Annotated in this window: 19 protein-coding genes; 6 read left to right on the forward strand and 13 right to left on the reverse strand. The window is 57.1% G+C overall.

The annotated features are described in order from the left end of the window. Positions 1 to 8: 8 nt before the first annotated feature. Positions 9 to 698 (forward strand): hypothetical protein, encoded by a 690-nt coding sequence (locus C8N31_RS15920; RefSeq protein WP_037918631.1) that lies wholly within the window; start codon positions 9 to 11, stop codon positions 696 to 698. 94 nt (positions 699 to 792) lie between these two features. On the opposite strand, the gene acnA is transcribed toward C8N31_RS15920, so the two are convergent. Beyond that, the gene (acnA, locus tag C8N31_RS15925) at positions 793 to 3480 is read right to left on the reverse strand and encodes an aconitate hydratase AcnA (protein WP_025048722.1); all 2688 of its coding nucleotides are present in this window, start codon (positions 3478 to 3480) and stop codon (positions 793 to 795) included. A 234-nt stretch (positions 3481 to 3714) separates the two neighbouring features. Here acnA and C8N31_RS15930 point away from each other — a divergent pair, with 234 nt between their 5' ends. Beyond that, a complete protein-coding gene (locus tag C8N31_RS15930; RefSeq protein WP_025048723.1) occupies positions 3715 to 4413 on the forward strand; it encodes a DUF1223 domain-containing protein in 699 nt (232 codons plus the stop codon). Between the two features lie 13 nt (positions 4414 to 4426). Here the strand turns inward: C8N31_RS15930 and C8N31_RS15935 are convergent, their stop codons facing one another. From C8N31_RS15935 to purB, 5 genes are all read right to left on the reverse strand, one after another. Further along, a complete protein-coding gene (locus C8N31_RS15935; RefSeq protein WP_025048724.1) occupies positions 4427 to 5335 on the reverse strand; it encodes a lysophospholipid acyltransferase family protein in 909 nt (302 codons plus the stop codon). Positions 5336 to 5448: 113 nt separating this feature from the next. Next, the gene (locus tag C8N31_RS15940; protein ID WP_025048725.1) at positions 5449 to 6519 is read right to left on the reverse strand and encodes a flagellar motor switch protein FliG; all 1071 of its coding nucleotides are present in this window, start codon (positions 6517 to 6519) and stop codon (positions 5449 to 5451) included. Between the two features lie 63 nt (positions 6520 to 6582). Then, a complete protein-coding gene (locus C8N31_RS15945) occupies positions 6583 to 7113 on the reverse strand; it encodes a hypothetical protein (RefSeq protein ID WP_025048726.1) in 531 nt (176 codons plus the stop codon). Positions 7114 to 7282: 169 nt separating this feature from the next. Then, positions 7283 to 7444, reverse strand: a complete 162-nt coding sequence (locus C8N31_RS20415; protein WP_170116170.1) for a hypothetical protein — start codon at positions 7442 to 7444, stop codon at positions 7283 to 7285. Positions 7445 to 7640: 196 nt separating this feature from the next. After that, positions 7641 to 8945 carry an adenylosuccinate lyase gene (gene purB / locus C8N31_RS15950; protein ID WP_025048727.1) on the reverse strand — a complete coding sequence of 435 codons (1305 nt, stop codon included), beginning with the start codon at positions 8943 to 8945 and terminating at the stop codon, positions 7641 to 7643. Positions 8946 to 9029: 84 nt separating this feature from the next. On the opposite strand from purB, the gene C8N31_RS15955 reads away from it, so the two are divergent. After that, the gene (locus C8N31_RS15955) at positions 9030 to 9377 is read left to right on the forward strand and encodes a hypothetical protein (RefSeq protein ID WP_025048728.1); all 348 of its coding nucleotides are present in this window, start codon (positions 9030 to 9032) and stop codon (positions 9375 to 9377) included. Positions 9378 to 9444: 67 nt separating this feature from the next. On the opposite strand, the gene C8N31_RS15960 is transcribed toward C8N31_RS15955, so the two are convergent. Further along, entirely contained in the window at positions 9445 to 10659 is a 1215-nt protein-coding gene (locus C8N31_RS15960) for a bifunctional alpha/beta hydrolase/OsmC family protein (RefSeq protein WP_025048729.1), read from the reverse strand. A gap of 169 nt (positions 10660 to 10828) precedes the next feature. On the opposite strand from C8N31_RS15960, the gene C8N31_RS15965 reads away from it, so the two are divergent. After that, positions 10829 to 11989, forward strand: coding sequence for a trans-sulfuration enzyme family protein (locus C8N31_RS15965; protein ID WP_037918634.1), 1161 nt, complete (start codon positions 10829 to 10831; stop codon positions 11987 to 11989). Positions 11990 to 12077: 88 nt separating this feature from the next. Here the strand turns inward: C8N31_RS15965 and C8N31_RS15970 are convergent, their stop codons facing one another. From C8N31_RS15970 to dddP, 3 genes are all read right to left on the reverse strand, one after another. After that, complete coding sequence (locus C8N31_RS15970) at positions 12078 to 12707, reverse strand: MSMEG_1061 family FMN-dependent PPOX-type flavoprotein (RefSeq protein WP_025048731.1); 630 nt, start codon at positions 12705 to 12707, stop codon at positions 12078 to 12080. A 178-nt stretch (positions 12708 to 12885) separates the two neighbouring features. After that, a complete protein-coding gene (locus tag C8N31_RS15975; RefSeq protein ID WP_025048732.1) occupies positions 12886 to 13713 on the reverse strand; it encodes a flagellin N-terminal helical domain-containing protein in 828 nt (275 codons plus the stop codon). A gap of 214 nt (positions 13714 to 13927) precedes the next feature. Then, positions 13928 to 15268 carry a dimethylsulfonioproprionate lyase DddP gene (gene dddP, locus C8N31_RS15980; RefSeq protein ID WP_025048733.1) on the reverse strand — a complete coding sequence of 447 codons (1341 nt, stop codon included), beginning with the start codon at positions 15266 to 15268 and terminating at the stop codon, positions 13928 to 13930. Between the two features lie 75 nt (positions 15269 to 15343). On the opposite strand from dddP, the gene C8N31_RS15985 reads away from it, so the two are divergent. Then, on the forward strand, positions 15344 to 16099 hold the full coding sequence (locus tag C8N31_RS15985) for a heme-dependent oxidative N-demethylase family protein (protein WP_338063694.1): 756 nt from the start codon (positions 15344 to 15346) through the stop codon (positions 16097 to 16099). Positions 16100 to 16145: 46 nt separating this feature from the next. Here C8N31_RS15985 and C8N31_RS15990 read toward each other — a convergent pair whose 3' ends face one another. Beyond that, complete coding sequence (locus tag C8N31_RS15990; RefSeq protein WP_025048735.1) at positions 16146 to 16574, reverse strand: glyoxalase superfamily protein; 429 nt, start codon at positions 16572 to 16574, stop codon at positions 16146 to 16148. Between the two features lie 301 nt (positions 16575 to 16875). Here C8N31_RS15990 and C8N31_RS15995 point away from each other — a divergent pair, with 301 nt between their 5' ends. Continuing rightward, positions 16876 to 18414, forward strand: a complete 1539-nt coding sequence (locus tag C8N31_RS15995) for a DUF4214 domain-containing protein (protein ID WP_107992388.1) — start codon at positions 16876 to 16878, stop codon at positions 18412 to 18414. Between the two features lie 106 nt (positions 18415 to 18520). On the opposite strand, the gene C8N31_RS16000 is transcribed toward C8N31_RS15995, so the two are convergent. Further along, positions 18521 to 19336 carry a lytic murein transglycosylase gene (locus tag C8N31_RS16000; RefSeq protein ID WP_025048737.1) on the reverse strand — a complete coding sequence of 272 codons (816 nt, stop codon included), beginning with the start codon at positions 19334 to 19336 and terminating at the stop codon, positions 18521 to 18523. Between the two features lie 478 nt (positions 19337 to 19814). Then, positions 19815 to 21221 (reverse strand): type I glutamate--ammonia ligase, encoded by a 1407-nt coding sequence (gene glnA, locus C8N31_RS16010; RefSeq protein ID WP_025048739.1) that lies wholly within the window; start codon positions 21219 to 21221, stop codon positions 19815 to 19817. Positions 21222 to 21238 lie beyond the last annotated feature (17 nt).

The following is a 21238-nucleotide window of genomic DNA, read 5'->3' on the forward strand; positions in this document are numbered from 1 at the left end:
ATGTATATATGTCTGAAAATGCACCCTCTGATTTAGTATTCATCATAAGGCTCGGGATTGTCACGATCCTGCTTTGGATTTGTTCAAGAGCGTACGATTTTTGTATCAAACACGTAAGCCGGGCAGCAGAGCGAAATGCCTTTCTTCGGGCAATCTATGCAGAAGTGGATTTCAACACGTTTGATATGACGCGTTTCTTGGACAGCACTGTTTCGATAGATTTGCTTGCGCCACATCTTGAGAGAGCTGACTATATCCCGCATATCACAGATGCCCGCCACACGGAAATTTACCGATCTAGGATCACCGAACTTGATGCATTGTCTGGACGATATGGACGGCACGAGAATTTGGTCGGCAGTCTCGTTCAGTTCTATGGTGAACTTGAGAAAGTCACTCAACAAATTGAAGGGCTGAGCAAGCCCAGTTTTGTCCAAATATCACCAAAAGGCAAAGCAGGAACAATCAACCGGATTTACAAGACCTGTGCTGTTTGTGAAGGCTTGGGAAAGGGGATTCTGTCGAAGATGGAGAAATCCTATCCTCGTCTGGGGCTAGAACCCATTGCGGAAAGCCATCAAGTTGAACGAAACATAAGGCCGATGAACCACACAGAAGCGGCCGATCGTCTGAAGAAACTCAGTTCAGATCTCAATAGGGTCAATAATAGAACGCATTCCGGCTCTCCTCGTAGCTGAGGTATATATAGGATCAAATCGTCCTAAGGGCAAGTAAATGCACCGTTTGGGCCAGTTCGCCCAAACGGTGCATCAAAAAACTTTATTGCGGCACTCAGCCCGCTTTGGCCAGATCGCGCAGCACGTAGTGCAGCACGCCGCCGTGTTCGATGTATTCGATCTCGATCGCGGTATCGATCCGGCATTTGATCATGATATTCTTGACCGTGCCGTCCGCCATGGTGATCGCGCAAGGCACTTCTTGCAGGGGTTGGATGGTGTCCAGACCGGAGATCGACACGGTTTCCTCACCCGTCAGGCCCAGCGATTTGCAGCTGTCACCATTGGTGAACTCAAACGGGATCACGCCCATGCCTACCAGGTTGGAGCGGTGGATGCGTTCAAAGCTTTCGGAAATCACAGCTTTGACGCCCAGCAGCGCCGTGCCTTTGGCCGCCCAGTCACGGCTGGAACCAGCGCCATATTGCTCGCCGCCAAAGACAACCAGCGGGGTGCCATTGGCCTGATGCGCCATGGCCGCGTCAAAGATCGAGGTCTGCGCGCCATCGGGGCCTTTGGTATAGCCACCTTCAACACCGTCCAGCATCTCGTTCTTGATGCGGATGTTGGCAAAGGTGCCACGCATCATCACTTCGTGGTTGCCCCGGCGAGAACCGTAGGAGTTGAACTCGCGCACCGGCACCTGACGTTCGGTCAGATACTGACCGGCAGGGGTGTCAGCTTTGAAAGAACCGGCAGGGGAAATGTGGTCCGTGGTGATCATATCACCCAGAACCGCAAGCACCTTGGCGCCCTCGATGTTGGTGATCACGCCAGGTTCCTTGCTCATCCCCTGGAAATAGGGCGGGTTCTGAACATAGGTGGATTGCACCGGCCAGTCGTAGGTCTGGCTGTCTGTGGTTTCCACCGCCTGCCATTTCTCATCGCCTTTAAAGACGTCGGCGTATTTGGTCTGGAACGCCTCGCGGGTGACGGTCTGTTCAACCAGTTCCGCGACCTCTTGCGTGGTGGGCCAGATGTCCTTGAGGTAGACATCCTTGCCGTCCGGGGTCTGGGCAATCGGATCTGTCGCCAGATTGATATCCATCGTACCGGCCAGCGCATAAGCCACAACCAGCGGCGGGGAGGCGAGATAGTTAGCACGCACATCGGGGCTGATCCGGCCTTCGAAGTTGCGGTTGCCGGACAGCACAGATGTGGCCACCAGATCGCCTTCATTCACGGCTTTGCTGATCTCGGGCTGCAACGGGCCAGAGTTGCCGATACAGGTTGTGCAGCCATAGCCGACAAGGTTGAAACCGATTTTATCAAGATCGTCTTGTAGACCAGCCGCTTCAAGATAGGCGCTTACCACCTGAGAGCCGGGAGCAAGGGATGTCTTGACCCATGGTTTGCGGTCCAGACCCAAGGCGGCGGCCTTGCGTGCCACAAGGCCCGCGCCGATCATCACATAGGGGTTGGATGTGTTGGTGCATGAGGTGATCGAAGCGATCACAACCTTGCCGGATTCCAGCGTGTAATCCTCGCCGTCTACCGCTACCTGCTTGCCCATCGGGCGTTTGAAGGTATTGGCCATCTCATCGGCAAAGGCCGCCTTGGCATTGGTCAGCGCAACGTAATCCTGCGGGCGTTTCGGGCCAGAGATCGCAGGCACGATGGTGCCCATATCAAGGCTCAATGTGTCGGTGTAGACCGGCGCGTAATCGTCGCCGCGCCACATGCCGTTTTCCTTGGCGTAGGCTTCGACCAGTGCGATGCGGTCCTCGTCCCGGCCCGTGGTGCGCATGTAGCGCAGGGTTTCGCCATCAATCGGGAAGAAACCGCAGGTCGCGCCATATTCGGGCGCCATGTTGGCGATAGTCGCACGGTCCGCCAGTGGCAGGCTATCAAGGCCCGCACCGTAGAATTCCACAAATTTACCAACCACGCCTTTTTCGCGCAGCATCTCGACCACTTTCAGCACCAGGTCCGTACCTGTGGTGCCTTCCATCATCGCGCCTGTCAGCTCAAAGCCGACAACTTCGGGGATCAGCATCGAGATCGGCTGGCCCAGCATCGCCGCTTCGGCCTCGATCCCGCCAACGCCCCAGCCCAGAACGGCCATGCCGTTGACCATGGTGGTGTGGCTGTCGGTGCCGACCAATGTGTCAGGATAGGCAACCTCTTCGCCGTTCTGATCCGTGTCGGTCCAGACGGTTTGCGCCAGATACTCAAGGTTCACCTGGTGGCAGATGCCGGTGCCGGGGGGCACAACGCGGAAGTTGTTAAACGCCTTCTGGCCCCACTTGAGGAAGGTGTAGCGTTCCATGTTCCGCTCATATTCGCGGTCCACGTTCATCTGGAACGCGCGCGGGTTGCCGAATTCGTCAATCATCACCGAGTGGTCAATGACCAGATCAACAGGGTTCAGCGGGTTGATCTTCTCCGCGTCACCGCCAAGTGCGACCAGACCGTCACGCATCGCGGCCAGATCGACAACTGCCGGAACGCCGGTGAAATCCTGCATCAACACACGGGCCGGGCGATAGGCAATCTCGCGCGGGTTTTTGCCGCCCTTGGCGCCCCATTCGGCAAAGGCCTTGATGTCGTCCACGGTGACAGTCTTGCCATCCTCGAAGCGCAACATGTTTTCCAGCACCACCTTCAGCGCGGCGGGCAGCTTGGAAAAGTCACCAAGCCCGGCGTCTTGCGCGGCGGGGATTGAATAATAGGAAATTTTCTGGCTGCCCGCAGTGATGGATTTGCGGGTCTTTGCGGTGTCCTGACCAACGGTAATTGTCATGGAGTGGCTCCCTTCGGGGTCTGATGGGTGGCGTTTCTGGCGCCTCAATGCCATCTGGCGAGGCACGTTTCAACCACTATTAGTGGCATTTGAGCTATTTTGTATACCATGGTGTACCGAAATTCCATGTTTTATTGGCCCATGGCTCACGCAGGCTCTCAAGAAACCTTGATTGGTTATTTCAGGGCCGGGCGGTTAGATGCTGTATATCCCGGCGTGTTGTGATGGAATCAGATGAATTTTCTAAAATACTCTCTTCTTGCAGGTTTGATGGCGCTGGCCGCGCCGCTGTCTGCGCAAGACACACCTGTGGTGGTCGAGCTTTATACCTCGCAGGGATGTTCATCCTGCCCGCCGGCCGACCAAATCCTGCATGAACTGGCCGACCGTGATGATGTGATCGCGCTGGCGCTGCATGTGGATTATTGGGACTATATCGGCTGGAAAGACCCCTTTGGCGATCCCGCCCATGCCGAGCGGCAGCGCGCCTATGCCGCCGCAGGACATCGCCGCTCAATCTATACGCCGGAAATGATCGTGCAGGGCCAAACCGATATCGTCGGCGCAAAACCCATGGCGCTGGCCAAAGCGATTGCCGAACACGCCCGACAAGCGCCCAAAGTTGCGGTGACATTGTCCCGCGATGGCGATGCGCTCAAGATCACAGCGGAACGTCTGGCCCAAGTGCAAGGCGACATGACCGTTCATATGCTGCGCTATCAGCCGCGCCAGACAACCCATATCAAACGCGGCGAAAACGCAGGTAGAACTGTGGAATATGCAAATATCGTCGAAGGGTGGACCGTTCTGGGCCATTGGGACGGGCAAAAGGCGCTTGATCTGGTGGCACAGGTGGAGGGCGACAACCCATCGGTGGTGATCATTCAGGGGCGCAATGCCGGACCGATCTTTGGTGCGGCCCGCCTGCGCTGACCCCCAAAGCAATCTAAGGTTCGTGACTGCGCCAACGGCGGTGGACCCAGAACCATTGTTCGGGGCGTTTGGCCACTTGCGCGGCAAGGCTGTCGTTGATCGCCTGCGTCATGGTCTGGGCATCCGAATGCGGCACAGGCGCCTCTAGCAAGGTCTGAAAAGACAGCCCGTCAGGCTGGCGAATGCCATAAAACGGGATCAGTAGGGCATCGTAACGCAGCGCAAGTTCCGCCGCTGACAAGGCCGTGCGGGCAGGCTCCCCCATAAAATCAAGGATCGGCGCATACATCACGTGCTGATCAAACAGCAGCACCAATTGCCCGCCCCCCTTGAGATGTCGCACAAATCCGGCGGTGCCCTTGCGCCCTTGCGGAAAGACCGGCCCGCCAAAAGCTTCCATGGTTTTCACATAGTGGGCATTGAAATAGGGGTTTTTCATATCCCGGTAGAGCCCGCCAATATCGAACCCACGCGCCACCAAGGCGGCGCGGGTGGCCTCGTAATTGCCAAAATGGCCAGTGACAAGGATCACGGGTCGGTCTGCGGCGGCGGCTTCTTCAAGGGCGGCAAACCCCGGACCTTCGGGGGTGATCTTGGCCATACGGGCAGGAAAATCACGGGCGGAATAGTTTTCGATAAAGCTGCGCCCGACGTTGTTGAGGCAGTCCGAGGCGATTTGCTGTCGCTGCGCGTCGCCCATTTCGGGATGGATCAGCGCCAGATTGTCCAAGGCCCGTTTGCGATAGCCCGCAACCGGGCCGATCACATGCTGCACCAGCCAGCCGACAAAACGCACCCGCAGGCTATAGGGCAGCGCCAGCGCCAGCCGGATCACGGCGACGATCAACAGGTTGGTGGTGTAATGGACAAATTTGCGCAGCCGGGGCGGATCATTTGCATCTCTGGGGGCAGGGGCGGACATAAGCCTCGATCAGCTGTGGCGATTACGCCAGACATAGCCCGCCCGCCCAGCGGCAACAAGTCACCACCCGCAGTATGGGCGGTGATCGCCCGCCCCCGCCAAGAGGGGCGTTCCTAATCTTCGTCTTCTTCCTCAACCACCAAAAGCAGATCGCCAGATTGTTCCATTGCGCGGATCACCTCGACAATATCGGCCATCGCGGCCTCGACATCGGCGGCTTTGACCTTGCCGGCCTCGCCAATCTCTTCGCGCAGTTGATCGGCCATGCGGCCTGACATGTTCTCCAACACAAAATCACGCGAAGCGGCAAATCCAGCCGCCTCTGCACCGGCGAGGGCCAACACCAGCTTGTCCTGATCCACCTCCCGCAGGATGCGGGGAATGTCGCGCGGGGCGATGCGGGCGGGGATATTGGCAAAGGTAAAGATCGCCTTGCGCACGGCATTGGCAAAGCCCTGATCGGTTTCGTCGAGGCCCGTCAGCAAATCATCACGGGTCACATTGGTGGAGGAGTTCAGGATCGCGCCGACCCTTTCAACCGGATCACTGTCAAAGGCGGTGGCGGGCTGTGCGTCCAGCTGGCTGGCCAAAGACAGGCCGATCCGGTCCACCGCTTCGGGTGTGACTGCGCCGGTGAGCGAAACCGCATAGGTGATCCGCCGCGCCTGCGGGCCAGGCAGTTTGCCAAGGATCTCGGCAGACATGGCAACGGGCAATTTCGAGAGCATCACCGCCGCCACCTCAATGCTTTCGTTTTCAACGGCGGGCAGCAGGCGGTCTGCGCCCAATTCGCCAAGCCGCGCCCACGGGTTGCCGAACTGGCGCACGCCGGCCTCTTTGCGCAGCCGCGCGGCGGTGTGGGGGCTGATCTTGCCATCAAGGGCATCCAGCGCCCCGGCGATGCCCGCCGGAAAGGACAGGCCGACTTTCTCCACCTCACCGGCAAATTCCTCAACCACAGCCATCAAGGTGTCACGGTCCACCACGCGCATCTTTCCCATCTGGTGGGTTAGATTGGCCTGCAATTCATCCGGCAAATCTTCAAGGGGGATATCGGCCCCGTCATTGAGCAAAAGGCGCACGATGATCGCCGCCTTTGCGCGGCGGCTAAGCGAAACGGAAACGCCGCCCCCGTCAAGGACAGGAAGCGGCGCCAGGCTGTTCATCGGAACGATATCGTTCATCTTGGCCAATCCCCCGGAGCGTGCGGGGCAGGTGTGACAGGCAAAGATGAAAAAAGATTGAAATCAATAGTTGTAAGTGCGTCCCGCCGCGATGGCCTTGCGCAGGGAGGCTTCGGCCCATGTGCCGCTGCCGCCATGGCTGCGGATCAGGCGCAATTGCTCAAGCGCCTCGGCAACGCGGCCCTCTTCGACAAAACCTTGGCCCATGTAGGACCGGGCCAGCACATTGGCCGGGTTCACCACTAAGGCGCGGTTGTAATAGGACATCGCCAGATCGGTCTTGCCCATCTTGCGGTTGGTAAAGCCCAGATAGGTCAAGGTGCGGTCATCATCCTGCGGCATCGCGGCCAGAACGGTCTGCGCATCATCATAGCGGCCCGCATAGGCCAGCTGGCGCACGGTTTGATAAAGCGTGTCCGTGTCCAAATGGCTTTCTTCAGCGTTCACGCAAGCTTTGGTCTTTTTGTCATAGACCTGCCCCTTTTTGCACTTCGGCTTCGATGGTGCGGTTTCATCACCGCCGCCAGCTGCGTAAAGGGCTGTGCCCATGCTGAGCGGAAGGGCGAGGGCGGATGCCATAACAAAATACTTCATAAAAACTCCTGATATTCGTGTCTGAAGGATATCACACAGAGATAACCCGCAGGGGCGCAAATTTATTCGCTCACGGATGTTTGATTTTTTGAAAAAAACGGGGCGGCGGTGGAAAGTGTAATCTTTCCAGCCGCTTGTTGGTATCTTGGCGGATAATCTAGAGCGCCGATCAGGTGCTGACCGGCAGGCAACTGTGGCTGCCATGGTCATAGGCGGTTCCCTCGGCACAGGACATCGCCTGTTTTTCCTTGCCATTTGAACAGCCCATCGCAAGGCTCAGACTGGGAGCTGCGGTGAGGGCGAGGGCAATCAAAAGGGTCTTGGTCTTCATGGTCCGTCTCCTTTGGTTGATAGAGTTAAGCTACACCGATGGGCGGATATTTCAAATGTTGAGAGGTTAGACCGGTATCATTGCGCGAGAAGCGGCCTGTTTTGCGGCCAAAACAAACAATCCCGCCCGATGAAGGGGCGGGATTGAGTTTTTCTTGCCAAATGAAGCAGGGGCCGTGGCCGCCAGAAACGTGGATTTATTCGCCAAAAACGCGGGCGAAGATCGTATCGACGTGCTTGGTGTGATACCCAAGGTCGAATTTCTCTTCGATTTCTGCGGCGCTGAGGGATTTCAGGACGTCCTCATCCGCCAGCAGTTCGGTTTTGAAGTCTTTGCCTTCTTCCCAAACCTTCATCGCATTGCGCTGCACCAGCTTGTAGCTGTCTTCGCGGCTGACGCCCGCTTGGGTCAGGGCCAGCAAAACCCGCTGTGACATCACCAGGCCGCGGAATTTGTTCATATTGGCCAGCATGTTGTCGGGATAGATCACCAGCTTGTCTACGACAGACGTCAGGCGGGCGAGAGCAAAATCAAGGGTGATTGTGGTGTCGGGGCCGATGTTACGCTCAACCGAGCTGTGGGAGATGTCCCGCTCGTGCCAGAGCGCTACGTTTTCCATTGCGGGCACAACGGCCATTCGTACCAGACGGGCCAGACCCGTCAGGTTTTCGGTCAGAACCGGGTTGCGTTTGTGCGGCATCGCAGAGGAGCCTTTTTGGCCCTTTGAGAAAAACTCTTCGGCCTCAAGCACTTCGGTGCGTTGCATATGGCGGATCTCGGTGGCGATGTTTTCAATCGACGATCCAACAACACCCAGCGCAGCAAAGAACGCCGCGTGGCGATCGCGCGGGATCACCTGGGTGCTGATTGGTTCGGGCTTGAGGCCCAGTTTGGCGCAGACATGTTCTTCGACGGCGGGGTCGATATTGGCAAAGGTGCCAACCGCGCCAGAGATGGCGCCGGTGGCGATCTCGTCGCGTGCGGTGCGCAGGCGTGTCAGGTTGCGGTCCATTTCGGCGTAGAAACGCGCAAAGGTCAGGCCCATGGTGGTGGGCTCGGCGTGGATGCCATGGCTGCGCCCGATGCGTACGGTCATTTTATGTTCAAGCGCCCGGCGCTTGAGCGCGGCCAGCAGCCCCTCCATATCCGCAATCAACAAGTCGGCGGCGCGGGTCAATTGGACGTTAAAGCAGGTATCCAGCACATCGGAAGAGGTCATGCCCTGATGCACAAAGCGCGCCTCGTCGCTGCCGACATGTTCGGCCAGATGGGTGAGGAAGGCGATGACGTCATGTTTGGTCACGGCCTCGATCTCGTCGATGCGGGCCACGTCAAACTCGACATCCTTGGCTTTCCACACCGCGTCCGCGTTTTCGCGGGGGATCACGCCGATGTCTGCCATCGCATCGCAGGCATGTGCCTCGATCTCATACCAGATCCGGAATTTTGTCTCCGGAGACCAGATCGCAACCATATCGGGACGGGAATAGCGGGGGATCATCGGCACACACCTTTTTGTGACTGTTTTAGGGGTCACGGGCGCAATAGACTGCCGCAGGGGTAAGAACAAGGCAGGAGCCAAAAGATGCGTCAATTCGTGCTGTTTTTCATGCTGTGCTGGCCGTTTGCGGTGCAAGCGGACGAGGCGGCTTGGACGCCGCTCAGCGGGGCAGAGATCAGCGCCGCCTTGACAGGTAGGGTGGTGCAATACGGATCGGCCTGGCAGGATTTTCGCGCCTCGGGCAAGACTTTGTACAATGCGGGCCGCGATTCATGGGGGTACTGGCGGGTTGAGGGCGATCAATATTGTAGCCAATGGCCGCCATCAGATCTTTGGGCGTGCTATGACATGACCGGAAATGGAGACCGGTTGCGGTTTATCGGGGCGGCGGGGGATATATCCGAGGCAGTTTATCGTCCTGCGGCCGATTAGGTGGCCAGCCCCCATCGGTGCGGTGCACCGATTCCCCCGGAGTATTTGATGCCAAAAAGGGGGGAGGTCAGTCGATGAGTTCGGTCACCACATCGGAGGCGCGTTCTAGGGTGCGGTGGACCGGGCATTTGTCGGCAATCTCCAGCAGGCGCTGGCGTTGATCTGTGTCTAGCGCCCCCTCTAGCCGGATCCGTCTGCGCCATGTGTCAACCTTGGCGCCGCTGCCGGTTTCGGCGTCTTGGGCGTGGACCTTATCGTGGCAGACATCAACGCTCACATGATCGAGCGGCCAGCCTTTGCGCCGGGCATACATGCGGATGGTCATGGAGGTGCAGGCGCCCAGTCCGGCGGAGAGAAAACCATAGGGCGACATGCCGCGATTGGTGCCGCCGTAGGCCAGCGGTTCGTCCGCCAGCGCGTGATGGTGCGGGCCTGAAAAGACGTCTTGCAAAAAACCTGCGGGGTCTGCTTCGGCAACGCGAATGATCCCTTCGGGCGCGCCGGGCGGCGGGGCAGGCGGGGCCAGCGGAATGTATCGCCCGGCCCAGGTTGCGATCACCTCGGCGGCATAGTCGGCATCTTCGGCACGGCTGATCAGGTGGTCGGCCTTGTCCAGCGTGACAAAGCTTTTGGGATGTTTGGCCGCGCCAAAGATCTGGCTGGCGTTTTCGATGCCCACCACATCATCAAGCGGGGCATGCATGACCAGAAGTGCGGCATCCATCGCGGCGATGGATTGGGTCAGTGCGGCCTGTTCGATATCCTCGACAAAGCCTTTGCTGATCGTAAAGGGGCGGCCCGCGAGGCAAACCTCGGCCTGACCTTTGGCGCGGATCTGGGGCAGGGCATCGGCAAAGTTGTGAATGACATGGCTCGGATCAAATGGTGCGGCGAGGCTGGCCACGGCCCTGATCCCCGGCATTCGGCTGGCCGCACTGAGCACCGCCGCGCCGCCAAGGGAGTGGCCAATCAAAAGGCTGGGCGCCATGCCGGTTTGATCGAGATAGGCACAGGCGGCGATCAAATCTTCGACGTTGGAGGTAAAGGAGGTATTGGCAAACTCGCCCTCTGAATGGCCCAAGCCAGTGAAATCAAAGCGCAGAACGGCGATGCCCATGCCCGCCAGCCGCGCCGCGATGCGGCGGGCGGCGGCGATGTCTTTGCCGCAGGTAAAACAATGGGCAAAAAGCGCGGTGGCCAGATGCGGCCCGTCTGGCAAATCCAGCCGCGCCGCCAGCGGGGTGCCGTCATGGCCGGGAAAGGTGATGCGTTTGGTGGCCATGATCTGTTCTCCGCTTGGCTTTGTTCAAAGGTGAGTGATGCACCGCCCCTGCGCAAGCCATGTGACAGACCCCTCACGGGGGAGTGACAAAGGCGGAGCAACGCGGGAGGGGGTTTTACACCGCAGCGGCGGAGGTGTAGCACTGGCGCGAAACCATCCAAGACGAGATATGCCCGTGGCCGACACTCCCAAATCCGATCTGCACCCTGCAACCGTTGCCGCCCACGCCGGCGGGGCCGCTGACGCGCATACCGCCGGTGTTGTGCCGGGCATTCACATGGCCACGACCTTTGTGCGGGATGAAAACTATGATCCGGTAAATCCGGACAATGTCTATCTGCGGTCCCACAACGAGAACGTGCGGGTGGCCGAAGACCTACTGTCAAAGTTGGAAGGCGCGGCGGAAACCTTGCTGTTTCCCTCAGGCATGGCGGCGGTTGCGGCGGTGTTTCGCACGGTGCCAACCGGGGCCAGCGTTGTGGTGCAAAGCCAGATCTATTGGGGGACCACCGCGTGGATCCGCGATTTTTGTACGCGGCGCGGGATTGCCCTGCATGAAATCGACGCCTCTGATCCGATCAGTTTCGAGATCGCCTGCAAGGTGCATAAACCGACGCTGATTTGGATCGAAACCCCGTCAAATCCGTGGTTGCGTATCACTGATGTGACCGGCGCGGCACGAATGGCCCATGCGGCGGGGGCCAAACTGGTGGTGGACAGCACCGCCGCCACACCCGTGCTGAGCCAGCCTTTGGCGCTGGGCGCGGATATTGTCATGCATTCGGCGACCAAGGGGATCAACGGACATTCGGATGTTCTGGCCGGGTCGCTTTCTACGGCGGCGCCTCAGGATGACATCTGGAAGATGATTGTGGATGACCGCAATCAGGCTGGCGCGGTGATGGGCCCGATGGAGGCGTGGCTTTTGACGCGGGGCATGCGGACTTTGCCTTTGCGGATGCGGGAAATGTCGCGCAATGCCCTGAAAATCGCGGAATATTTACAGGATCACCCACAGGTCGAGGCCGTGCTTTACCCCGGATTGCCGGACCATCCCGGTCATGAGATCGCCAAACGCCAGATGACGGGTGGCTATGGCGGGTTGTTGTCTTTTGTGTTGAAGGGCGGCGGCCCAGCGGCGCTCAAGGCGACGGGGCGGTTGCAGTTGTTCTTGCGGGCAACCTCGCTGGGCGGTGTTGAAAGCCTGGTGGAGCATCGCCACACTATTGAGCCGCACACCGGCATTCCCGAAGGGCTGCTGCGGCTGTCGGTCGGGATTGAAGATGCGGGTGATTTGATTGCGGATTTGGGGCAGGCGCTGGGCCAATAAGGACGGGTGCGATCGGGATTATATGACTCAAGATCAGGGCGTTGCGCCGCGTTCTTAATGTAGGGCATTCACCGCCGCCGCGCGGGTTCTAATAAAGGCGATCCGCTTCGTCGTTTGAATGATCCTCCTGCACCTCGTCCAAGGTTTGGTCTCTGTCGACCACTTCAATCACCCATTCAGCAAGCGTTGGCGCGGTTTTTCGGTCGGGCCAATGATCGGGGTGCCACAGGCGCGACCGGATCAACGACTTTGAACAATGCATAAAGACCTCTTCGACATCGACAACCAGTGCCAATAGCGGTGCGCGGCCCTTGATGGCATGGCGTTCGCTGATCGTCTTGTCTTTGACAATCTGCGCCTTGCCCGCAACGCGCAGCGTGTCGCCATGGCCCGGCACTATGAACAGGATCGCAATGTTCGGATCTTCGAGAATGTTCTGAAACCCGTCGACACGGTGATTTCCCAATCTGTCCGGGATGATCAGGGTCTTCTCGTCAAAGACCTCGACGAAGCCAGCCGGATCCCCTTTGGGCGAGACGTCGATCAAGCCGTCGGATGATTTGGTACCGATCACAATAAATGGCGCGGTCTCGATAAAGCGAGTTGCGACAGGGGTGATCTTGTCGGTGACTTTCAAGAAGGTGTTGGTGAACCCTTCTGTGGGCAGCAATTCACGCAGCCGCGTGAGGCTGGTGATCTCTTCATCGACGTCTGGCATTGGCCTATCCCCTTGGCAGAATGCCCCGATCTGTCAGAGCAATAAGGGGAGGGTATCAAATGTTAAGCTTCGGGTCAGCAGGTCTGAACGCACGATCGGGATGGCAGGCAGGCCCAAAACAAAAGAAAACCCCGCCCGGCAGAACCGGACGGGGCGAATTTCTGCGCTTCAGGTCCGATTAACGGAACAGGCTCAGGATGTTACCGGGCGCCTGATTGGCAATCGACAGGGACTGCGTCGCCAGCTGCTGTTGCACCTGATAGGCCTGCAAACGCGCGGCTTCTTCTTCCATATCTGCATCAACCATGGAGCTGATGCCGGAATCCAGCGTATCTGTCAGGCTTTCAAGGAAGTTCGATTGGTCTTCAAGCGTTTTTTCGGTCACGCCCATGGACGTTGCCGCGTCAATCGCGTTGGACAGCTGACCCTCAGCCACGACCAGTTTGGCGGCCATGGTTGTCGAGGTGTCGGTCACATCAACTGCTGCCATTGCGGTCTGGATCGCCTGAAGATCGACCGTGTCAAAGCTGATTGTGGTTGTTGCGAAAGAACCGCTGGCGCGGGAAATACCGCTGACAACTGTCACAGTCGAAGACGCGGCGCCCACCAGATCGTCACCGTTGAAGGTGGCCTGATCAATGGCGGACTGCATGTTTTCGGCCAGGGCATCCAGTTCGCTCTGAACGTCGGCTTTGTCCACACCATCGCTTTGAGCGAAGGCGATACGCTCAACCATCTGGTTGGCCAGATCTTTTACGGTTTCTGAGCCAAGGCGGGCGGTTGCAACGGAATTCTTTGTGGCTGTCATACCTTCGTTGATGGCTTTGAACATGCCGCTGTCGCCCTTCATCGTTTCGGAGATGGCGAAATAGGCGGCGTTCTCTTTACCAGAACGAATTTGCAGGCCGGTCGAGACACGCGACTGCGTTTCGTTCAGGCCACGGTTGACGTTTTTGAGTGTGGCCAGGGCCACCGTTGCGGAATTATTGTTGAGAATGGACGACATGACTGCTCTCCTCATTTCTCGGGATGTTCAGTCTTCTGACCTACAAGGGCTTAATGCCGAGGACGGGGATAGGCGCGAATTGTGCAAAAATTCGGGCAAATGCCGGGTAATTCCAAGATGTCTTATGACATAGGTCAGCAGCACGATGAGGCGTTTTGAGGTAAAAACTCACTTCAAGATATTGTTTTTACTTAATTTTGTTTAAGATTGAAGACTATTCCCCCATCAAAGCGGTATCAAATGGATAGGTTGTCAGATTCTCAAATCCATCTTCTGTGACCAAAACCTGATCTTCCAGCTTGATGGAAAAATCCCCACCCTCGGGGGACACCAGCGCCTCAACACATAAAACCATTCCAGCCTCCAACGGGTAATCGTAAGCCCCCGCAACCGCATGATCGGGATAGGCCACCAACGGCCATTCATCACACAATCCGACCCCATGCATCAAACAGCCGTATTTGCCCGCCTGATACTGCGCATCCAGCACATGAGTGCCTGCCGACAATTCGGGGATCATCACGCCGGGTTTGAGCATCTGCATGTTGGTTTGAATATGCTCCACCGCGTGTTGCATGGCATAGACCATATCCGCCCGCGGCTTTTCATCGCCGACCCACCATGTGCGTGAGATGTCCACGCAGATGCCATAGCTGCCGATCAGATCGGTATCAAAGGCAATGATCTCGTTGGGCTGGGTGATGCGCGGGCCGCATTCCTGAAACCACGGGTTTGTCCGTTGCCCCGAGGCCAGAAGGCGTGTTTCAATCCATTCCCCGCCGCGTTTGATGTTCTCGGCATGCAGAACCGCCCAGATATCATCTTCGGAGGTTTGCCCGCCCGGCACAGCTGCGCGGGCAAAATCCTCCATCGCGCGGACGGACACCTCGCAGGCATAGGAGGCACAGCGCATCGCCAAAATCTCGTCCGGCCCTTTGATGGAGCGGCTTTTCTCGGTGACTTCTTCGCCGTCCATGATCTCAAAGCCCTGGGCCTCAAGCGCCCGCAACCCGTGCAGCATGATCTTGTCCACCGCCAGCCGCATATTGCCGCCGCTATGTTCGGCAATCAGCGCCCGGACTTCGTTGCTGAACACATCTGCCGCCACGTCGACTTTGTCACCACGATCAAAATAGAACAGGTCCGCGCCAGACCGTTGTTCGCGCACCAGCGGGTTAAATTCGCTGAGAAAGGGGGAGTTTTTGTAATCCCAGATCACCATATAGCCATCGGCGCAGACAAGGACTGCCCGAAACGGATTGTGGGTGTTCCAAAGCTGCATGTTGGTGCTGTCGGTGGCATAGCGGATGTTTAGCGGGTCAAACATCAAGATACCGCCATAACCGCGATCCACCACATGGCGGGTCAGCCGCTCCCAACGATAGCGGCGCATAGCCTCAAGGTTGGGCATTTGCAGCCCCGCCGCCCGCCATTCGTCAAATGCCAGCTGCGTCGGGCCGATTTCAACCCTATTGTTGTCGTTTGGGCTGCCATCGGCAAGGGTGCTGCCCAATTGCGGATCAATCTTGCGGGTGTCGCGGTAATGGCTGTTCATGGCATTCTCCAACGCAGGTTACGTCCAGAGTGCCTGTTTCCTTTGCCAAGGGTTGCTGAAATCCGACAGAATGCAGTGTCGTTTTTGCACGACAACGGCAAGCGGCTTTTCTATGGTCCGCAGATGACCGAGATCCTGCAAGACCAATTGCCGCCTGCGCAAACCGTAGAAAACAAACTGCCCGGTGTCGGCCCATGTGACCCTGACGATTGGTTGCGTGTGGATGAAGCCTATGCCGCGCAGATGACCTATCGCGCCGAACTGCTGACCGAAAACCGCGAGGCTGTGCTGTGGATGGACCCCGCTGCGTTGCCCGCCGCACAAGAGGTGCTGGAAGAGGCGCTGGACCTGTTGCCGGGTCTAGGGTTTGAGCGGGCAGGGGATGAGGTGATTTGCCCCGATGGCCGCATTGTGCCGCTGGACCATCAGCAACCTCTGCTGACCTTGGGCCATCTGGTGCAAGAAGACATCTGCATCCTGCAAAAGCAGGGCGATGAACATGTGCTGACCGGCGCGGTTTTGTGTTTTCCGGCCAACTGGCGATTGTCGGAAAAGGCAGGCAAGCCCTTGATTGGTATTCACATCCCCGTGCCGGAATATACCGATGACATCGCACGCCGGGTGCAACGTATGTTTGACGGTGTACGCGCCGGACGGCCGCTGTGGCGGTTCAACCGGCTCAGCTATGTGGAGGCCGATCTGCACCAGCCGCGCCGCAAAGCGGTGGGCGAGGTGGAACGCTTTGATCGATCAGAGCGCCAATGCATCATTCGCATGCCGCGCACGGATGCGGTGATCTTTACCATTCATACTTGGGTGGTCCGGCGCTAAATTTGGGCCGTTTAGGGCGCAGATTTAACAACCTGCGCCCCATTGCTTAGGTGGCATCCAACACCATATGTGGCACCCCGTCAGAGGTCTTTTGCGGCGAGACACCCGCCGCATTCACGGTGGTGTTCACCTGCCGCCGGTACGAGCTGAACAGCTCGGACGCCACCACATCAATCGCCTCATCAAAGCGAAGGGTCAGCGACCAATAGCCATTGGACGACAGCCGCGCCGCCTTGACCTCGCCGCGAAAGGCATGGCCCAGATAGCGCCCTGATATCCGCTGACCGGGGGTCCAGCCGGGATGGGCGTTGGCCGCTTTGGCCGCGATGGTGTTCCAGTCGCGCATGCCCCACTGATGGGCAATGGTTTCCAGCGCTTCTGCGTGACTGATGGTTTGGCCGCGTGCGTTCAAATCACTGCGCAGGCGTTTGGCCTGTGCCTTGAGCACATCACGGGACGGAATAGGATTGGTCATATCAAACACTCCTGCACTCGCGTCGGGTGAAAGGGATCCGCGTTGCCTATCAATCAGCGAGATTGAAGGTTTGAAAATAGTTCAGGACTTCACTGGATTGCGGATGGCAGGGGCCTGACCCTTGGCGGTCATATAGGGGGAGGGATGGCGGTGTGCAAGGGGGCGTGGGCGGGCAACGACGGCACGAAAGATGATGTGCTGCTTATTTGTGAATATGTCGTTCGGGTGACCTCCTCAACCCTTGATTGCATGTGCAGTAAATGTGATACCAAGAGTTTAGATAAGAATTTCGGAGCATATCGTGGGTACATTTCTAATAAGCGAACATGGTGGTTCATTTAACTTTAAGTATCCTAGTGGACCTGCGTTAGAAATTGATATTGAACCAAACCTTATTAGGGTTTCGTCGTTCAAGTCAGATGCCCAGATTGATGAATTCACGCCACGACGGGTTGTCGAATTTCATGGCACGTTTGAGAATAATCTGGATGGTACCGCGGCCGGTACAGTTACAAGTGCGAGCCGTCATTATTACTCCCATCTTGCGTTGATCGGAGAGGGTGATCTCGGTGAAACAGTAGCAATTGGTACGGGTTTGAATTTCGATGCTGCTCTCATCTTCGAAGCGGCAGGATCGGATGAACTCAGCTTCAACGACATCATCTATTCTGGCGACGATTTCCTATCGTATGGGCAGGACGTAACCGACGGGCACACCTTGTTCTACGTTTCAGGAGCGGGCGATGATACGATTTCAGGCTCAGGCCTGATAGACAAGGTGTTTGCCGGGCCGGGGCATGATGTCGCCTATGGATTCAATGGCGACGATAGCCTCGCCGGCGAAGACGGCGATGACTTGCTTGTTGGCGGGCGCGGGGATGATACCCTCGAAGGTGGCGCCGGGAATGACACGATTGACCTTGGGTCTGGTAGTGACCTTGCACAGGGCGGCACAGGCAACGATACGATAGTCGGTGATTTCGAACTAAGTAGCGATTTTGTGGACACAGCTATTTTTGACGGTGACAGCGCAAGTTACACATTAAGCATTGATAGGCTTGGTCTTTTTGAAATCGCGATAGAGGACCGAGTAGATCATCGTGATGGCACGGACCACCTCACTCGGGTGCAGCGGTTGAAATTTGCTGATATGTCGTTTGACGCGGATACACTGATTTTTCTGCCCATACTTGATGAGGAAACTGTTGATCCTTTGGTCGAGCTTTATATCGCTTATTTCGGCAGGGCGCCCGATGCGCTGGGCCTCTATTATTGGGGAGCGCAGCGCTGGTATGACCTGAACAACAGTTTCTTTCAGATTGACGGATCATCGCTCAACGAGATCTCTGTCTTTTTTGAAAAATCTGCCGAGGCCCAAGCTTTGTTCCCCTTCGATGGAGACAACTTTGCCTTCCTCACATCGGTCTATCAGAATGTTCTGGGCCGTGACCCCGACGCCGCAGGCATTGCGTTTTGGCAACCATTGCTGGACGATCAGACGGTCACCAAGTCGTCCTTCATTTTGAGTGTTCTTGAGGGAGTTCGGTCCGAGAACACAGACAACCTAGATCAAGACAGTTTGCTTCAGCGGGCAAAAGACGCTGAATATCTCGATGCCAAAACTGCGATTGGTAAATACTTCGCAATCGCCAAAGGTATGAGTGACACAGACAATGCCCGCTCCTTAATGTCTGCCTTCGATGGAACGGAAAGCGGACTGATCGCCGCTAAGGGCTTGGCCGACCAATACTATTCGGATGCACTAGACCCTTTGGAGGGTGAATTCCTTGTGCAAATAACAGGTTACACTCAGGAAGAAGCTGACAGTTTATTCCTGTAAGAACTTGTTGCGGGTAGGCCTTAGCAATCAATGCAAACAGTGCACCTTTTCAGAACTCTCGCAGCGCTGCCGTTGCGAGAGTTCCAACGTCCATTAGGTATGTTTACTACTCCACCAATCCGGCGGCATAGGCGATGGCGCGTTGGTAGTTGCCGCTGTCATTCCAAACCGACAACACCTTGAAATTGCGGGTGCCTTGGCCGAAGGGCTTGCCCGGTTTCCAGCCGTTCTTGCGCAGCATATTGGCCGCTGTGGCCAGTGCATCAGCGGCGGCGTAGGGATCGGCGCGGCCATCACCGTTGCCATCCACCCCATAGCGCAGCCAGTTGCCTGCCAGAAACTGCATATGCCCCAACTCGCCCGACGGGCCGCCGCGGGTCTTGCCGGTAATCACACCGCGATCCGCCATCTTGAGCGCGGCAATCGCGTGGACCTCAAACTTTGGATGGCGGCGGCAATAGGACGACAGCGTCACCGCGCCGTTCACAATCGGGGTCTTGCCCAGATACCCGCCCCAGCTTGTCTCAAGCCCCCAGATTGTTGCCAAAAGGCTGGCGGGGACGCCATATTTCCGCTCAATCGCAGCGAATGTATTGGGATTACGGGCAATTTTCTTGCGGGTCTGGTTGACAAAATTCTGCGCCGAACTGCCGGATCGTTTGGCCAGGAACCGCGCCGGATCACCCTGCGATACGCCTGTCTGGCTTGAGGGGCGCGATTCAAACCGCCATGTGATGTCCGACAGGCTGGCCGCGTTCAACGCCTGAAGCCCCCGTTTGCCAATACCTGCCTTGGAGGCATCCTTGGCCAAACCTTGCTTGTAAGCGCCAAAGCTGCCTTTGCTGGTGATGCATTCTGCGGCAAAGGCGGGGGCTGCCAACACGGCAAGGGCCGCAATGGTAAGGAGTGACTTTTTAAACATACTGGTAAACCTCAAAAATCCGAACTTAACGAAGATTAACAAGGTTTGGATATGTTTCAACGGGCAACTGCGGCCCGCGGTGTCAGCCGGTTGTCCAATCCGTCAGGACCAGCACCCATTGAGGATCTGCGCGGGTCACAACCCAGGCATAGGCCGAACCGCCGGTCAGAATACCAACGCCAAAGAAAAAGGGAAAAGTGAACCGTGCGCGACGGGATCTACCTGCACTCTTACGAGGACTGCTGCATGTTTCTACTGCCTGCCGTCCGCTCTGGTGCTTCTCGATCCTGCCGATGCGTTCTGCAAAGGTTGTGGTTGAGATTGCCATTGTCTGCTCGCTACTTATTAACTTGATCACATAATGGTGATAAATTTGACAAGATTGGGGCGGAACGTTGCCTTGGCTGTGTTTTATATACCCAAAGAAAAGGGCGCCTCTTGCGGGGCGCCCTAACATCTTGATGGTCTGTTTGTCAGCTTAGACGCTGTAATACATGCCAAATTCAACAGGGTGAGGTGTGTGCTCGTAGTTGTGCACCTCTTCCATCTTCAGCTCGATATAGCCTTCGATCTGATCGCGGGTGAACACGTCACCGGCCAGCAGGAAGTCCATATCTGCTTCCAGTTCTTCCATGGCTTCCCGCAAGGAACCACAAACCGTTGGGATACCGGCCAGCTCTTCGGCAGGCAGATCATACAGGTTCTTGTCCATCGCCTCGCCGGGATCGATCTTGTTCTTGATGCCGTCAAGACCGGCCATCAGCAGGGCTGCAAAGCACAGGTAGGGGTTGGCGGCCGGATCAGGGAAACGAGCTTCGACACGCTTGGCTTTTGGGCTTTCCGTCCATGGAATACGTACACAGCCGGACCGGTTACGCGCAGAATAGGCGCGCAGAACAGGTGCTTCGAAACCAGGGATCAGACGCTTGTAGCTGTTTGTCGCCGGGTTGGTGAAGGCGTTCAGCGCCTTGGCGTGGGACAGGATACCACCGATGAACCAGATCGCCTCTTGTGACAGGTCGGCATATTTGTCGCCTGCAAACAATGGCTTGCCGTCTTTCCAGATCGACATGTTCACGTGCATGCCAGACCCGTTATCGCCATAGATCGGCTTGGGCATGAAGGTTGCAGATTTGCCGTAGGCATGCGCCACGTTGTGGATCACATATTTGTATTTCTGCAGCTCATCCGCCTGTTCGGTCAGCGAGCCAAAGATCAGACCCAGCTCGTGCTGGCAGGAGGCAACCTCGTGGTGGTGCTTGTCCACTTTCATGCCCAAACGCTTCATCGTGGACAGCATTTCCGCCCGCAGATCCTGCGCTTCATCCGTTGGGTTCACAGGGAAATAGCCACCCTTGAGACCCGGACGGTGGCCCATGTTGCCCATCTCATACTCGGTGTCCGTGTTCCAGGACGCGTCAGAGGCGTCCACTTCGTAGGACACTTTGTTGATGGTGTTGGAGAACCGCACATCGTCAAAGAGGAAGAATTCCGCTTCGGGGCCAAAGTAGGAAATGTCGCCGATGCCGGAGGATTTCAAATAGGCTTCGGCCTTCTGGGCTGTGCCGCGCGGGTCGCGCTCATAAGGTTCGTTTGTGTCGGGCTCAACAATGGAGCAATGCACACAGATGGTTTTTTCCGCATAAAACGGATCAACATAGGCGCTGGACACGTCTGGCATCAGCTTCATGTCGGAGGCTTCGATGGATTTCCAGCCCGCAATGGAGGAGCCGTCAAACATAAAGCCTTCTTCGAGGAAGTCTTCGTCAACCAGATCATTCACAACCGTCACGTGCTGCAGCTTGCCGCGGGTGTCAGTGAAACGGATGTCGACATATTCGATGTCTTCGTCCTTGATCTTTTTCAGGAACTCTTTGTTGTCCATGATGATACCTATTCTGA

It is taken from the genome of Sulfitobacter mediterraneus, assembly GCF_003054325.1.
In the GTDB taxonomy this organism is placed as follows: domain Bacteria; phylum Pseudomonadota; class Alphaproteobacteria; order Rhodobacterales; family Rhodobacteraceae; genus Sulfitobacter; species Sulfitobacter mediterraneus.